We start from the raw sequence: 13056 nt of genomic DNA, 5'->3' as shown, positions 1-13056 counted from the left end.
GTTCAGCGCCGCGAAGCCATCCTCCGAGCCGTAGAGGCCCGGTGGATTGTCGAAGTTGGCAACGGGGGCCGCCTTGGGATTCGGGATCAGCGGACGGGCATTGCCGGTTTCGGTGACCAGGATGCCCTTGGCGGTCAGCATGCGGAAGGGCGGCAGGGTTTCGGCAACGCGCGCACTGCCTGATGATTCCGAGGTTACCCCGCCGGAGCGCGAGATCTGGATAAGGTGGCGCAGCATTTCGACGAAGGTGCCAGAAATCGGCAGGTTCGACCAGGTCGCCTCGGCGCTGACATGGAAGAGCACGATCTGGCCGGCACTGATGCGGTTCATGGTGACCAGCGGCGTGCCATCGGCAAGACTTGCCCATGTGCGCTCGGCAAGATCCGGCGTCGGCTCTGCCAGCACCTGGCGGTTGACCGTTACGTCGGTCGGACGCGGTATTCCGGCGAACGGACTGAAACTGGGGAATTCGGCGAGCGCTTGCGGTTCGCTCCAGGACAGGCTGCCGCCAAGCGCGCGTTCGCCCTGGCGCAGGGTGACCGGGATCAGCGGATCTTCAGCGGGTGCCGCGGCAAGGCGCGGGCCAGCGAAACGCAGCAGCATGCCGCCATTCGATATCCAGCGCTGCAAGGGAGCGTAGGTATCTTCCGGCAGGCGGCCGATATCGGCCAGGATGATGACGGAGGGATTGTTGGCAAGCAGTTTCGGAATGGCGACCGACAGGTCGGAATCGGTCGGCCGGACCAGATCGGCATAGGGCTCCAGCGCACGCTGGATGTAATAGAGCGGCGAGAGCAGTGGCTGGAATTCGTCGCCCCCTTCACCTGACAGCAGCACGACCCTGCGGCGCTTGAAGGCGTCATCAAGCAGATGCACCGCGCCTGCAGTGGCGCCGGTATTGATGCTGACGCGGGCAAAGTCGTTACGCATCTCGAAGGGAGCTGAGATGCCGGCATTGATAGAGGTCTGGCCGGGGGCGAAGTCGGCCCTGCCGCTGGCGATCACGCGGCCCTGCGCATCCTGCGCGTTGAGGGGGAGGGATGCCGCGCCACCTGGGCTGAGGCGCGTTACCTTCACGGTCATCGCGTCGGCCGTGTTGGTGGCGCCTGATATCGCGACGGTGTCGGCCGTATTACCCTCGATGACGCGCAGTTCGGCGGGCTGGAGGTCGGACAGCTGACGGACGGTGGTATCATTGTCGCCGCTTGCCGCACCATCGGTGAGGAAGGCAAGCGTGCCGGGATGCGTGCCATTGAGGGCCGCACGCAACGCTTCGAAAGCCCGCTGGCGATCCGGCACGAGCGGCTTCGGCTCGGCGGCGCGCAGTTTCTCGCGGGCAGCCGAGGCCGTGCCGGGCGTCGCGTCATTGGTCGGGTCGGCGGTGAAAGCGATGGAGACGACAGCGCCTGCAGACTCTGCATCGTCGATCAGCGCATCGGCCGTCTGGACGCGACGTTCCCAATCGGGCGCCGAAGCCCAGCTATTGTCGACGAAGAGGACGAGGGGACCGCCTGACGCGAGCGAGCCGGTGCGCGGATTGAAGACCGGATYGGCGATCGCGAAAATGATGGCGGCTGCCAGCAGCATGCGCAGCAGCGTGAGCCACCAAGGGCTCTGGGCCGGTGTTTCCTCGCGCTTCAGCACCGTCGCAAGGATTTTCAGCGGTGGGAAAACCTCTGCCTGTGGGCGCGGCGGGGTCAACCGCAGCAGCCACCAGATGACGGGAAGGGCAATCAGCGCGCCAAGGATGGCGGGATAGGCGAAGGCGAATGGAAGCGCGCTCAAAGCTGTCCTCCATGCGTTGCCTTTGCCGGCATGCCTGAAAGATACATATGGACTGCAACCAGCGCTTCGGACGCCAGATGATCGGTGCGGTGGCTGACGAAGGTCCAGCCGAGATGGCGCAGCGACAGGCCGAGATTTTCGCGTCGGGCGAGATAGGCGTTGCGATAGGCCTCACGCACATTCTCGGCCCGGCCGGAGGTTAGCCTTTCGCCGGTTTCCGGATCGGTGAATTCGGTGCGGCCGTTATAGGGGAATATTTCCTCGGCAGGATCGGCAATTTCCACCACGTGCCCACGCAGGCCGCGGCGGGCAAGCGGGCCGAGGCGGGCCATGATGGCAGGTGCATCATCGAGGAAATCGCCGATGAGGATGAGGTCGCTCCAGCCGCGCACCATCAGGGTTTCCGGCAGGCCGCCGGTCAATGGCGTGTGCATCAGGGCCGTTGCGAGCCTTTCGGCCGCATTGCGGGCGGATATAGGCTCCATTATGCCGGGGCAGCCGATGCGCTCGCCGGAGCGGGCGAGGATCTCTGCAAGTGCCAGCATGATGACCAGCGCACGGCTTTCCTTGGAAACGCTCCCGTAGCTCGACTTGTACATCATCGAGGGCGACATGTCGGCCCAGAGCCAGATCGTGTGGGCGGCTTCCCATTCGCGGTCGCGCACATAGGTATGATCATCACGGGCGGAGCGGCGCCAGTCGATGCGTGAGAGGCTTTCGCCGTCGCTGTAGGGGCGGAACTGCCAGAAATTCTCGCCGATGCCGCGTTTGCGACGGCCGTGCCAGCCGGCGATCACGGTGTTGGCGATACGCTTGGCTTCGACCAGGCAATCCGGCACCAGAGCGGCCCGCTGCCTGGCGCGGGAAAGGGCATCGCTGCCAGGTGTCGGATTGACGATCTGTCCGATGGATGCCACGCGCAGCGCTTCCTTATCCCTTTGCCTGTTTGACCAGCCCGGCGATGACGTCACGCACCGACATGCCCTCGGCGCGGGCGGCGAAGGTCAGCGCCATGCGGTGCTCGAGCACCGGCTCGGCCAAGGCGTAGATATCGTCGAGCGACGGTGCCAGGCGGCCTTCGTAGAGTGCGCGGGCGCGGGCGCAAAGCATCATTGCCTGACCGGCGCGCGGGCCGGGACCCCAGGCGACATGCTTGTCGGTGGAGGCATTGCCCTGGCCCGGACGGGCGGAGCGCACCAGCGAAAGGATGGCGTCGACGACAGTGTCGCTGACCGGCATCTGCCGCACCAGCGTCTGGATTTCGACGAGACGCGCGGCATTGATGACTGGTTCTGGCTTGGCTTCGGTCAAGCCGGTTGTTTCAAGCAGGATTTGTCGTTCGGCCGCAAGCTCGGGATAGTTGACATCGACCTGCAGCAGAAAGCGGTCGAGTTGGGCCTCGGGAAGGGGATAGGTGCCTTCCTGTTCCAACGGGTTCTGCGTTGCCAGGACATGGAACGGCGAGGGCAGGTCATAACGCTGGCCGGCGATCGTGATATGATATTCCTGCATGGCCTGCAGCAGAGCCGACTGGGTACGCGGAGACGCGCGGTTGATTTCGTCGGCCATTAGAAGCTGAGCAAAGACCGGCCCCTTGACGAAGCGGAAGGAGCGGCGGCCGCTCTCGTCCTGGTCCATCACTTCGGAACCGAGGATATCTGATGGCATAAGGTCGGGCGTGAACTGAATGCGGTTTGCGGCAAGGCCGAGGACTTCGCCGAGCGTCGTCACGAGCCTCGTCTTGGCAAGGCCTGGAACACCGACGAGAAGGGCATGACCACCGGAGAGAACGGCGAGAAGCGTGTTTTCAACGACGCTTTCCTGACCGAAGATAACCTTGGAAACTTCCGCGCGGATGGCGGCGATGTCGGATAGCGCTCTTTCGGCGGCGGCAACAATCGCCTGTTCATCGAGGCTGGCTTCGGTCTTGATCATACCCACGGGCATCTCCAACGGCTGAAATCATTCGGCTGCGAATCGTCTGACTTTAATAGGCGTGCCTCATACCCGATACAGTTATGAAGATGTTGCGGGCTGACAAGTTTGTTTCAAATGACTATCTCGTGACTTTATTTCGTTAAGAGCAAACCGGGACGGAACAATGGCAGCCGAGGAAATGAGGCAAATGGCGGATGCAGCGGGGCTTGCCGCGCTTATTTCGCGCGCCTCCGAGGCGAAATCCGGCAAAAAGCGTGGATTGCCGCCTGTCGAGAAATGGAATCCGCCCTTTTGCGGCGATATCGACATGGAAATTCGGGCGGATGGCACATGGTTCTACATGGGCACACCGATCGGCCGGCAGCCGCTGGTCCAGCTCTTTTCCACCGTTTTGAGGAAGGACGATGACGGGAAAACCTATCTCGTAACTCCTGTGGAAAAGGTCGGCATCAGGGTTATCGACGCCCCCTTCGTCGCCGTCGAGATGAATGCGAGCGAGCAGGATGGACTGCAGATTCTGACGTTTCGCACGAATGTCGGTGATGTCATAGAAGCCGGGAAGGATCACCCTTTGCGTTTTCCGGGGCACGGGCCAGGGCATGGGAAAGATAGCGAATTGAAGCCCTATCTGCATGTGCGGGGGCGGCTCGAAGCATTGGTGTCACGCGCCGTGATGTATGAACTGGTCGAGCTCGGCGAGGTGGCCGAGGTCGCGGGCCGGGACATGTTCGTCGTCCGCTCGGGCGGTGAGACCTTTCCGATCATGCCGGCCGATGAACTGGAAGCAGCCTCCCGATGAGTGAAGCGATCAGCAGGACCTATCCCCCGTTTTCGGCTGCCGAGTTCCGCCGCCGCGCGCTCAACCAGGTTGGTGCGCCCATCGATCATGCCTGGCGCGATCATGGCGATCACGTCCTCAATCCCGATATCGTTGCGCTGGTCGAAACCTTCAAGCTGCGAGATGCGGCGGTGCTGGTGCCCGTCGTCGATGATGGCGAAGAGGCGAAGGTGATCTTCACCAAGCGGACGTCGACACTTCGCAAGCATTCCGGCCAGATCGCCTTTCCCGGTGGTTCGATCGATCCCGAGGATGTCTCGCCCGAGATGGCGGCGATCCGCGAAACCGAGGAAGAGATCGGCCTTGGCGGCGGCTTCGTCGAGACGGTCGGACGGCTGCCGAATTATCTGTCATCCACCGGATTCCGCATCACGCCCGTGCTCGGCGTGGTGCAACGCGGTTTTTCGCTGCAGCTCAATCCGATCGAAGTGGACGATGTTTTCGAGGTGCCGCTTTCCTTCCTGATGAACCCGGCCAATCACACGCGGGACAAGCGCGTGGTCGACGGCATCGACCGGCATTTCTACCGTATGCCCTATGAAACGCGCATGATCTGGGGCATCACCGCCGGTATCGTCCGCACACTCTACGAAAGGCTTTATGCATGACGTCTGTTGCCGACCAGGCATGGTTTCAGGATCCGGCGCTCGGCCGGGTCTTTGCGCTCCTGAACGCCGATGGCGGGGAGGGTCGCGTGGTCGGGGGGGCCGTACGCAACAGCCTGATGGGGCTGGCCGTCGCCGACATCGATATCGCCAGCACGCTGCTTCCGGAAGCCGTCATGGAACGGGCCGCTTCTGCCGGTATCAAGGCCGTACCGACAGGCATTGCCCATGGAACGGTGACGCTCGTCATCGACGCCAGGCCCTTCGAAGTGACGACGCTGCGCACCGACGTGGAGACGGACGGGCGTCGCGCCAAGGTGGCCTTCAGCGCGGACTGGCAATCGGATGCGGAACGGCGCGACCTCACCATCAATGCGCTTTATGCGAATTCCGCAGGCGAGGTGATCGATCTCGTAGGCGGGCTCGAGGATATCGAGAAGCGCAATATCCGCTTCATCGGCGATGCAGCAACGCGGATAGCCGAGGATTATCTGCGTATTCTGCGGTTTTTCCGTTTCTTCGCCTGGTACGGTTCCGGACGACCAGATGCAGAGGGGCTAAGAGCGTCATCGGCCGCACGTTCGAAGCTGAAGACGCTATCTTCAGAGCGGGTCTGGTCCGAGCTCAGGAAGCTCCTGTCGGCGGAAGATCCCGGCCGGGCGCTGCTCTGGATGCGGCAGGTTGCAGTTCTCACGGAAATCCTGCCGGAAACGGAAAAATGGGGCATCGATGCCATTCCGGCACTCGTTGCGACCGAGAAGGCGCTCGGTTGGGAGCCTGATCCACTGCTGCGGCTTGCCTCGATCGTTCCGCCGGATCCGGCCCGGCTGGATGCGCTGGCTGCACGCCTGAAATTCTCGAATGCGGAGGCGGCCTATTTCAAAGCCTGGGCAAAAGCAGCACCCGTCAACGATGAAATCTCCGCTGCCGCTTTCGAAAAGCTGCTCTACAGAAATGGTACAGACGGGATCGTAGTGCGGCTGAAACTGGCGCTTGGCGTTGCACGGGGTAAGGCAGAGGGCGGCAGCTTCGACGAGATGAGCCGTTCGGCACGGCTTTCGAAGCTTCTCGATCGCGCAAATATTTGGAAGAAGCCGCAATTTCCGCTGAGTGGCGCGGATGTGATGGCCGCAGGCATACAGGCAGGGCCAAAGGTCGGCGAAATTCTCTCGACGCTGGAAAACCAATGGGTGGAGGAGAATTTCGTCTCCGACCGGGCGGCATTGCTCGCCCGGCTTGCAGAGATTGTCGATTGAAATCAGGCCGCGTTCGCTTCGTCGCGGATGCGGGCCTTGATATTGTCCACCATGTTTTCGCGGATCGTCGTTTCGCCGTGGGCGGTCTTCATGTGTTCGACGGCGCGGCGAACGACTTCGGCGTCGTTGTCGGCTCTGGTGTGCCAGTCGCATCCGGGAACGAGCGTTCCGCATTCGAAAAGTCGCATGGTCTTCTCCTGTTTCTTAACTGCAAAACCAGCACGCTTTCGCGCGATTGAGGAATGTGCGGCAATTGAGAAGGTTCCGGGGAGAAGGTTCCGGCCGACGTGAACGCCGGCCGAAGCTCTGTTATTGGTGGGGCATTGCCCAAGCCATGTAGGTGTCCGAAAGATGGGCGGGCTTGTTGCTATTGGCAGCGCCCGTTGCCTGCTCTTGAAGCTCTTCCGGAGTTTTGCCGCCTGCGAGCTGCAGTTTCACCTGCTCGACGAAGCAGGAGAGCGGCAGGTCGGAGCCGCTCCTGGCCCTGAGGTCTTCGGCGATGCGCGTCAGAAATTCGGGCGCGTCGATTGCACGGGACGCTTCCGGGATATCTGCAGAAGCAGGCAAGCCGCTTTGTATCGTCATGACAATCCTCCTCCGATTGTAACGCACAGAGACTAATTTAGGACGCACTCGGTTCTGATGAAGGCCTTTCAACGCGATTTTACCGGAATAGTATTTCAATTTTATCAGCGCGCTTCTCGCGGCTTGAATCAGGGCCAGCGGACCACGGGCGGCAGGGATGAGAGAATGGATTCGACATTGCCGCCGGTTTTCAGGCCGAAGATCGTTCCCCGGTCGTAGAGCAGATTAAACTCGACATAGCGGCCGCGGCGAATCAATTGTTCGTCACGATCGGCCTCTGTCCACGTTTCATTGAAGTTTGAGCGGACGATCTTCGGGTAGACCATGGAAAAGGCCCGGCCGACATCCCGTGTGAAGGCGAAATCGGCATTCCAGCCGCCGGCTTCCTCGCTGGAGTGCAGCCAATCATAAAAGATGCCGCCGACGCCGCGCGCCTCGTTGCGATGCTTAAGGAAAAAATAGTCGTCGCACCATTTTTTATAGGCATCGTAGTCGGCAACCGCATGGTTGCGGCAGGTAATTTCCATGGCCTTGTGGAAGAGCTGCGTGTCCTCGTCTTCTTGCGTGCGGCGGCGGCCAAGCACCGGCGTCAGGTCGGCGCCACCGCCGAACCAGCGGCTGGTGGTGACGACCATGCGGGTGTTCATGTGAACGGCCGGCACGTTGGGATTGACGGGATGGGCGATCAGCGAAATCCCTGATGCCCAGAAGCGCGGATCCTCGCTGGCGCCGGGTATCTGTGACCGGAAATCAGGCGCGAATTCGCCGTAGACGGTGGAAGTGTGGACGCCGACCTTCTCGAAGACGCGGCCTTCCATCATCGACATGCGGCCACCGCCGCCCGCGCCATTTTCACGCGACCAGTCCTTGGCGACGAAGCGGCCGGGCTCCTGGTCGGAGAGGGGGCCTTCGAGTTCATCCTCCAGTGCTTCGAAGGATGCGCAGATAGTGTCCCGCAGTCCCTCAAACCATGTTCGGGCAGCGGTCTTCTTGTCCTCGATGTCTTCGGGCAGGCCGATCGGCAGTTCCGGTCTTTCCATGCGATTCGCTCTTTGTTGATTATGCTCATGGTTTAGCAGGTGCGGCAGGCGCCCGCCAGCGGATGGAGGCCGACAGGGTTCGCAAGATTCGACTCGCAACGGACGGATTTCGATACTATTTTTCATTCAGAGGTAGGTTTCATGGTGAAAATTCCGGGGCCTCCGCCCTTCGAAGGCTTGAAGCGCAGAATCGCAAAGCATCGGGCAGAAGCGTCCGCCCGTGAGCGAGATCATTTCGTCCGCGAGACATACCGAATGGGGCTTATGGAAGCCCGTGCCAAGGCGCGCGAATGGTTCGACGAATATCCAAAGGCGGCCTACTGGACCGAAGTGGAAAGCTGGCGTCAGCTCGAGGGCGATCAGATCGAATTCACCATGCGGCGTCTGCCGTCCGCCGACTAAACCTATTCTGCCGCGTCGCGCAGGCGGCTTTCGATCAGAAGGCCGCTCTCGTCTAGGATCGGATGGGCCACCGAGACGATGTGGGCGTTGATGCGTTTCAGATCGCGCAGCATGTCGAGATGAAGGGAACTCGTTTGCAGGCTGTCGGCGCGTCCGTCACGCAGGCGCTCCAGATGACGCTCGGCAGATTGTTTCTCCATGTGGCGAACCTCGACCTTCACTTCCATCATTTGCCGCGCGAGATTGAAATCGCGAGTGACGAAGATCGTTTGTGCGACACGCAGGTTGTCGATCGTCAGCTCGAACAGCTTGCGCAATTCCCTGTAGCCGTCTTCGGAGAATTTCAGGCCGAGCGAGGCTTTTTTGCCGACTTGCTCCAGCAAGCCTTTCTCGATGATGTCGCCCATGTGCTCGAGATTGATCGCGTAGTCGATGATGACGATCGAGCGGCGGGCGTTCTCGTCGCTGAGACCGGCGCGGCCGAGCTTGGAAAGATAGACCTTCACCTCCTGCTGCAGCAGATCGACACGCTTTTCGAGCGCAGGGATCTCGGCGAGCTTGGACATGTCATTGTGCTGGAAGGCATCCGAAGCCCGCAGCAGCATGCGTTCGATGAGATCGCCGACGCCGAGCACTTCGCGTGTCGCGCTGGCAAGAGCCACGACGGGCGTCGAAAGCTCCTGCATATCGAGAAACTTGGGACCCTGATCCGGCTGCTCATCATCGGGCACGAGGCGGGCAGTGAAGGCAGCCAGCATTCGGGAGAAAGGCCAGGCAAGAGTGGCGAGCAGGATGTTGAAGATCAGATGCGTATCGACCGGCAGCTTGGCCGGGCCGAAAGGCAACAAATGCAGGAGCGGGGCGGCGTAGCCGGCAAGCGGCAGGGCGATCAAGCAGCCGACCGTGCGGACGATGAGATTGCCGAGCGTGACGCGTCTTGCCGAGGCAGGGCCGGAGAGGGTGGCGACGACAGGCGGGATCGCACCGCCGAGATTGGCGCCAAGGACGAGAACGATGATGAGTTCAGGCGATACGATTCCCGTCGACGCCAGCGACAGGATCAGCACGACGACCGCAAGGCTGGATGAGGAGATGAAGGCAAGCGCTGCCGACAGGGCAAGGGCAACGGGCCAGGCATCGCCGAGCAGGCCGATGAAAGCTGCCAGTGCTGGCGATGTGCGCATGGGCTCTGTCGCATTGCCGAGCAGATGCAGGGAGAGCAGCATCAGGCCGATGCCGATCATGGCCGCGCCGCCGCCGTGGCGAGCGCTGGACTTTCCGCGATAGAGCACGATGCCGCCAAGAATGAGCAGCGGCGAAAGCCACTCGATGCCGGTGGCGACTATCCAGGCGGTTACGGCAGTCCCGACATTGGCACCGAGCAGCACGATCTGGGCCATGCGTGGCTTGATGAGATCGCGCTCCACGAAAGAGGCCGTCATCAGGGCAGTCGCGGTCGAACTCTGGAGGGCGATGGTCGCCAGGAACCCCGACAGGATCGAGCGCGGCCCGTTCGCCGTGCCTGTCGCAAGCCCGGTCCTCAGCCGTGCGCCGAAGGCACGCGTGACGCCGTCCTTGACCTGTGCGAGGCCGAAAAGCAGCAGCGCAATCGCGCCGAACAGATTGATCATGACGATCGTGGATTCCATGGGCTCGGTCTTTTTCTTCTTCTTGAAAAGAGTTCGCTCGATTCTACGAGTCTGTAGTCAAGCAAATCATTGGAATCGCAGTGCTCGCGCAGATTTATTGATTGCTCGGCTAATAAATATAGGCGCTTTTGCGCCGATTCAAAGCGTTGTTTACGACAGAATGGCCGGCAAGGACCGGCATTTTGCCCGTTATGCCCAGACGGTCTGGCGCATGGCTTCGCCTGCTATCATAGCGGCGGAGAGGGCGAGGTTGATCGAGCGTTGGCCCTCCACCATCGGGATCAGGATGCGTCCGTCGGCGCGTTCATGCACATGATCAGGCACCCCAGCACTTTCCCGGCCGAACAGCAGGATATCGTCCGGGCGGAAGGCGAAATCCGCATAGCGCTGCGATGCCTTGGTGGTGGCGAGGATCAGGCGTCGGCGGGTTCCAACACGCCATTTCTCGAAATGTTCCCAGTTGACGTGTCGCGTAAGCGCTGCCGCAGCCAGATAGTCCATGCCTGCGCGTTTCAGGTTTCGGTCGGAAATGTCGAAGCCCGCAGGTTCGATGATGTCGACAGCAAAACCCAGGCACGCGGCAAGGCGCAGAATCGTGCCGGTATTGCCGGGAATATCCGGTTGGTAGAGCGCCAGTCTGATATCCGCCATAAGGGAAGCCATCCGTTGCCATGATGCGCAAATGGCCTATCCGAACTGTGATTTTGAAGCAACAAGACGCTTTTTGACCATGGGACAGTCACTTTCCAAGAGTTCAGGGCTGGAAATTTAGGCATTTTCGCGTTATCGGTGCATATCTTCAATCGCCAACAGGGAGCGCCGACATGAATACATTTGTGCTGATGCGTCTCCTGCCCGTGATGCCACGCTTGGCGATCTGGCGCGTATAGGCGCTTTCTCTTCCCAATTGCCCATTTTTGAATAATTGCGCGGCCATTACGGCCTCGCCCCTTGAGCCTCCGGTTCCCATATGTGCTTTCGTGCGACACAAGAGCGCAAAGCAGGGACCGGAACGCGGAAGTTCTGGAGCGATTTCATGTTTGGCTGGTTCGAACAGCGACTTAATCCCTATCCGAGCGAGGAGCCGGTTGCTCCGCCGAAGGGTCTTTTTGCCTTCTGCTGGCACTACAGCAAGCCGGCGGCGGGATGGCTTGCGCTCATGGCCTTTCTGACGGCGCTGATCGCGGTCGGCGAAGTGGCGCTCTTCCAGTTCCTTGGCGATATCGTCGACTGGCTGACGAATGCCGATAAGGCGACCTTCCTGCAGAATGAGGGTCACAAGCTGATCTGGATGGGTGCGCTGGTGCTGATCGGACTGCCGCTCATCGCCGGTCTCGATTCGCTGATCATGCATCAGATGATGCTCGGCAATTATCCGATGATTGCGCGCTGGCAGATGCACCGCTTCCTGCTGCGTCATAGCATGACCTTCTTTGCCAACGAGTTCGCCGGACGCGTTGCCACAAAGGTCATGCAGACGTCGCTTGCCGTGCGCGAGACGGTCATGAAGATCCTCGACGTCTTCGTCTATGTCGTCACCTACTTCCTGTCGATGATCGTCATCATCGCGGCGGCTGACTGGCGGCTGATGCTGCCGATCCTTGCCTGGCTCGGCGTCTATATCGGCATCGTCGCCTATTTCGTGCCGCGGCTTCGCAAGATCGCCGCTCAGCAGGCGGATGCGCGCTCGCTGATGACCGGCCGTGTGGTGGATAGCTACACGAACATTGCCACCGTGAAGTTGTTCTCACATGCAGGTCGTGAAGAGGTCTATGCAAAGGAGAGCATGGACGGGTTCCTGGATACGGTGCACAGGCAGATGCGCAAGGTGACGCTCTTCCATATAAGTGTCTACATGAACAACTGCATCTCGCTGTTCGTCATTTCCAGCCTGTCCATCTGGCTGTGGCTGAACGGAACGATCTCGGTCGGCGCGATTTCCATCGCCATCGGCCTTGCGATGCGCGTCAACGGCATGTCGCAGTGGATCATGTGGGAAGTCTCGGCACTCTTCGAAAACATCGGCACCGTCTATGACGGCATGGAGATGATGTCGAAGCAGCACGATATCGTCGACAAGCCTGATGCGCCCACACTGACTGCGAAGAAAGGTGCGATCCACTATGATCGCATCGGCTTCCACTACGGCAAGGGCAAGGGCATCATCGACAACCTGTCGCTCGATATCAAGGCTGGCGAGAAGGTCGGTCTCGTCGGACGTTCCGGCGCCGGCAAGACGACATTGATGAACCTGCTCCTTCGTTTCTACGATCTGGAGGCCGGGCGCATCACCATCGACGGCCAGGATATCTCCGAGGTGTCGCAGGACAGCCTTCGTGCGCTGATCGGCGTGGTGACGCAAGATACGTCGCTCTTGCATCGTTCGATCCGCGACAACATCGCCTATGGCCGTCCAGACGCGACGGACGAGGAAGTGATCGAGGCTGCAAAACGGGCAAATGCCTGGGAGTTCGTCGAAGGGCTTGTCGATCTGCAGGGCCGCAAGGCGCTCGACGCGCAGGTTGGCGAGCGCGGTGTAAAACTGTCGGGCGGCCAGCGCCAGCGCATAGCGATCGCCCGCGTCTTCCTGAAGGACGCGCCGATCCTGGTGCTCGACGAGGCGACCTCGGCGCTCGATTCCGAAGTGGAAGCGGCGATCCAGGAAAACCTCTTCGCGCTGATGGAGGGCAAGACTGTCATCGCGATTGCCCACCGCCTGTCGACGCTGACTGAGATGGACCGGTTGATCGTGCTGGACAAAGGCCGCATGACCGAAAGCGGCACACATGGCGAACTGGTCAGCCACGGCGGCGTCTATGCCGATCTCTGGAACCGCCAGTCCGGCGGCTTCCTCGCCGATCACGAGGAAGAGGCCGAAGTCGCCGCCCAATAAAACAAGCCCTTCCCGTTTCTGCGGGGAGGGCTATTTTTTTGTCCTGCTGAAGAAAATCAATTTTC

14 protein-coding genes are annotated in these 13056 nt (G+C 60.8%); 5 read left to right on the top strand and 9 right to left on the bottom strand.

The genetic code is table 11. The features are described 5' to 3' along the window. The 3 genes from AC1D35_RS15285 to AC1D35_RS15275 form a co-directional block, all read right to left on the bottom strand. The coding region (locus tag AC1D35_RS15285; protein ID WP_477938856.1) for a BatA domain-containing protein at positions 1–1785 on the bottom strand (1785 nt) is incomplete at its 3' end. Next, on the bottom strand, positions 1782–2702 hold the full coding sequence (locus tag AC1D35_RS15280; RefSeq protein WP_113308799.1) for a DUF58 domain-containing protein: 921 nt from the start codon (positions 2700–2702) through the stop codon (positions 1782–1784). The genes AC1D35_RS15285 and AC1D35_RS15280, both read right to left, overlap by 4 nt. A 13-nt stretch (positions 2703–2715) precedes the next feature. Continuing rightward, entirely contained in the window at positions 2716–3726 is a 1011-nt protein-coding gene (locus tag AC1D35_RS15275) for an AAA family ATPase (protein WP_113308800.1), read from the bottom strand. A 160-nt stretch (positions 3727–3886) separates the two neighbouring features. Between AC1D35_RS15275 and AC1D35_RS15270 the strand changes: the two genes are divergently transcribed. Genes AC1D35_RS15270 through AC1D35_RS15260 form a run of 3 tightly spaced genes read left to right on the top strand, consistent with a single transcriptional unit; the run spans position 3887 to position 6422 of the window. Then, the gene (locus AC1D35_RS15270; RefSeq protein ID WP_113297553.1) at positions 3887–4522 is read left to right on the top strand and encodes a DUF1285 domain-containing protein; all 636 of its coding nucleotides are present in this window, start codon (positions 3887–3889) and stop codon (positions 4520–4522) included. Next, positions 4519–5169, top strand: a complete 651-nt coding sequence (locus tag AC1D35_RS15265) for a CoA pyrophosphatase (RefSeq protein ID WP_113308801.1) — start codon at positions 4519–4521, stop codon at positions 5167–5169. The genes AC1D35_RS15270 and AC1D35_RS15265 overlap by 4 nt, the downstream gene beginning before the upstream one ends. Further along, the gene (locus AC1D35_RS15260; protein ID WP_113308802.1) at positions 5166–6422 is read left to right on the top strand and encodes a CCA tRNA nucleotidyltransferase; all 1257 of its coding nucleotides are present in this window, start codon (positions 5166–5168) and stop codon (positions 6420–6422) included. Before AC1D35_RS15265 ends, AC1D35_RS15260 begins: the two co-directional genes overlap by 4 nt. A 2-nt stretch (positions 6423–6424) precedes the next feature. Here the strand turns inward: AC1D35_RS15260 and AC1D35_RS15255 are convergent, their stop codons facing one another. The 3 genes from AC1D35_RS15255 to hemF form a co-directional block, all read right to left on the bottom strand. Continuing rightward, the gene (locus AC1D35_RS15255) at positions 6425–6610 is read right to left on the bottom strand and encodes a DUF1059 domain-containing protein (RefSeq protein WP_113297556.1); all 186 of its coding nucleotides are present in this window, start codon (positions 6608–6610) and stop codon (positions 6425–6427) included. A gap of 121 nt (positions 6611–6731) precedes the next feature. Beyond that, positions 6732–7007, bottom strand: coding sequence for a hypothetical protein (locus tag AC1D35_RS15250; RefSeq protein WP_113297557.1), 276 nt, complete (start codon positions 7005–7007; stop codon positions 6732–6734). Positions 7008–7135: 128 nt separating this feature from the next. Further along, positions 7136–8047: an oxygen-dependent coproporphyrinogen oxidase gene (hemF, locus tag AC1D35_RS15245; protein ID WP_113308803.1), complete on the bottom strand. Its 912-nt coding sequence runs from the start codon at positions 8045–8047 to the stop codon at positions 7136–7138. A 141-nt stretch (positions 8048–8188) separates the two neighbouring features. On the opposite strand from hemF, the gene AC1D35_RS15240 reads away from it, so the two are divergent. Further along, positions 8189–8449: a hypothetical protein gene (locus AC1D35_RS15240; RefSeq protein WP_113308804.1), complete on the top strand. Its 261-nt coding sequence runs from the start codon at positions 8189–8191 to the stop codon at positions 8447–8449. A gap of 2 nt (positions 8450–8451) precedes the next feature. On the opposite strand, the gene AC1D35_RS15235 is transcribed toward AC1D35_RS15240, so the two are convergent. The 3 genes from AC1D35_RS15235 to AC1D35_RS15225 all read right to left on the bottom strand — a co-directional run bounded on the left by AC1D35_RS15235 (position 8452) and on the right by AC1D35_RS15225 (position 11035). Further along, complete coding sequence (locus AC1D35_RS15235; protein WP_113308805.1) at positions 8452–10098, bottom strand: Na/Pi cotransporter family protein; 1647 nt, start codon at positions 10096–10098, stop codon at positions 8452–8454. 189 nt (positions 10099–10287) lie between these two features. Next, positions 10288–10749, bottom strand: a complete 462-nt coding sequence (locus AC1D35_RS15230; RefSeq protein ID WP_113308806.1) for a tRNA (cytidine(34)-2'-O)-methyltransferase — start codon at positions 10747–10749, stop codon at positions 10288–10290. Positions 10750–10897: 148 nt separating this feature from the next. Then, positions 10898–11035 carry a hypothetical protein gene (locus AC1D35_RS15225; RefSeq protein WP_162747110.1) on the bottom strand — a complete coding sequence of 46 codons (138 nt, stop codon included), beginning with the start codon at positions 11033–11035 and terminating at the stop codon, positions 10898–10900. 99 nt (positions 11036–11134) lie between these two features. On the opposite strand from AC1D35_RS15225, the gene AC1D35_RS15220 reads away from it, so the two are divergent. After that, positions 11135–12991, top strand: coding sequence for an ABC transporter ATP-binding protein (locus tag AC1D35_RS15220; RefSeq protein WP_113308807.1), 1857 nt, complete (start codon positions 11135–11137; stop codon positions 12989–12991). The last annotated feature ends 65 nt before the right edge of the window (positions 12992–13056 follow it).

The organism is Rhizobium sp. P1_E6 (assembly GCF_056405875.1).
Note: the sequence above shows the minus strand (reverse complement) of the source record. Positions and strands in the feature narration are given on the sequence as shown.

What these genes read in the sequence shown, in the direction of transcription:
- AC1D35_RS15270 (WP_113297553.1), top strand. Translation starts at nt 3,887, where the DNA reads ATGGCAGCCGAGGAAATGAGGCAAATGGCGGATGCAGCGGGGCTTGCC.
- AC1D35_RS15260 (WP_113308802.1), top strand. Translation starts at nt 5,166, where the DNA reads ATGACGTCTGTTGCCGACCAGGCATGGTTTCAGGATCCGGCGCTCGGC.
- hemF (WP_113308803.1), bottom strand. Translation starts at nt 8,047, where the DNA reads ATGGAAAGACCGGAACTGCCGATCGGCCTGCCCGAAGACATCGAGGAC.
- AC1D35_RS15235 (WP_113308805.1), bottom strand. Translation starts at nt 10,098, where the DNA reads ATGGAATCCACGATCGTCATGATCAATCTGTTCGGCGCGATTGCGCTG.
- AC1D35_RS15265 (WP_113308801.1), top strand. Translation starts at nt 4,519, where the DNA reads ATGAGTGAAGCGATCAGCAGGACCTATCCCCCGTTTTCGGCTGCCGAG.
- AC1D35_RS15240 (WP_113308804.1), top strand. Translation starts at nt 8,189, where the DNA reads ATGGTGAAAATTCCGGGGCCTCCGCCCTTCGAAGGCTTGAAGCGCAGA.
- AC1D35_RS15220 (WP_113308807.1), top strand. Translation starts at nt 11,135, where the DNA reads ATGTTTGGCTGGTTCGAACAGCGACTTAATCCCTATCCGAGCGAGGAG.
- AC1D35_RS15230 (WP_113308806.1), bottom strand. Translation starts at nt 10,749, where the DNA reads ATGGCGGATATCAGACTGGCGCTCTACCAACCGGATATTCCCGGCAAT.
- AC1D35_RS15255 (WP_113297556.1), bottom strand. Translation starts at nt 6,610, where the DNA reads ATGCGACTTTTCGAATGCGGAACGCTCGTTCCCGGATGCGACTGGCAC.
- AC1D35_RS15250 (WP_113297557.1), bottom strand. Translation starts at nt 7,007, where the DNA reads ATGACGATACAAAGCGGCTTGCCTGCTTCTGCAGATATCCCGGAAGCG.
- AC1D35_RS15225 (WP_162747110.1), bottom strand. Translation starts at nt 11,035, where the DNA reads ATGGCCGCGCAATTATTCAAAAATGGGCAATTGGGAAGAGAAAGCGCC.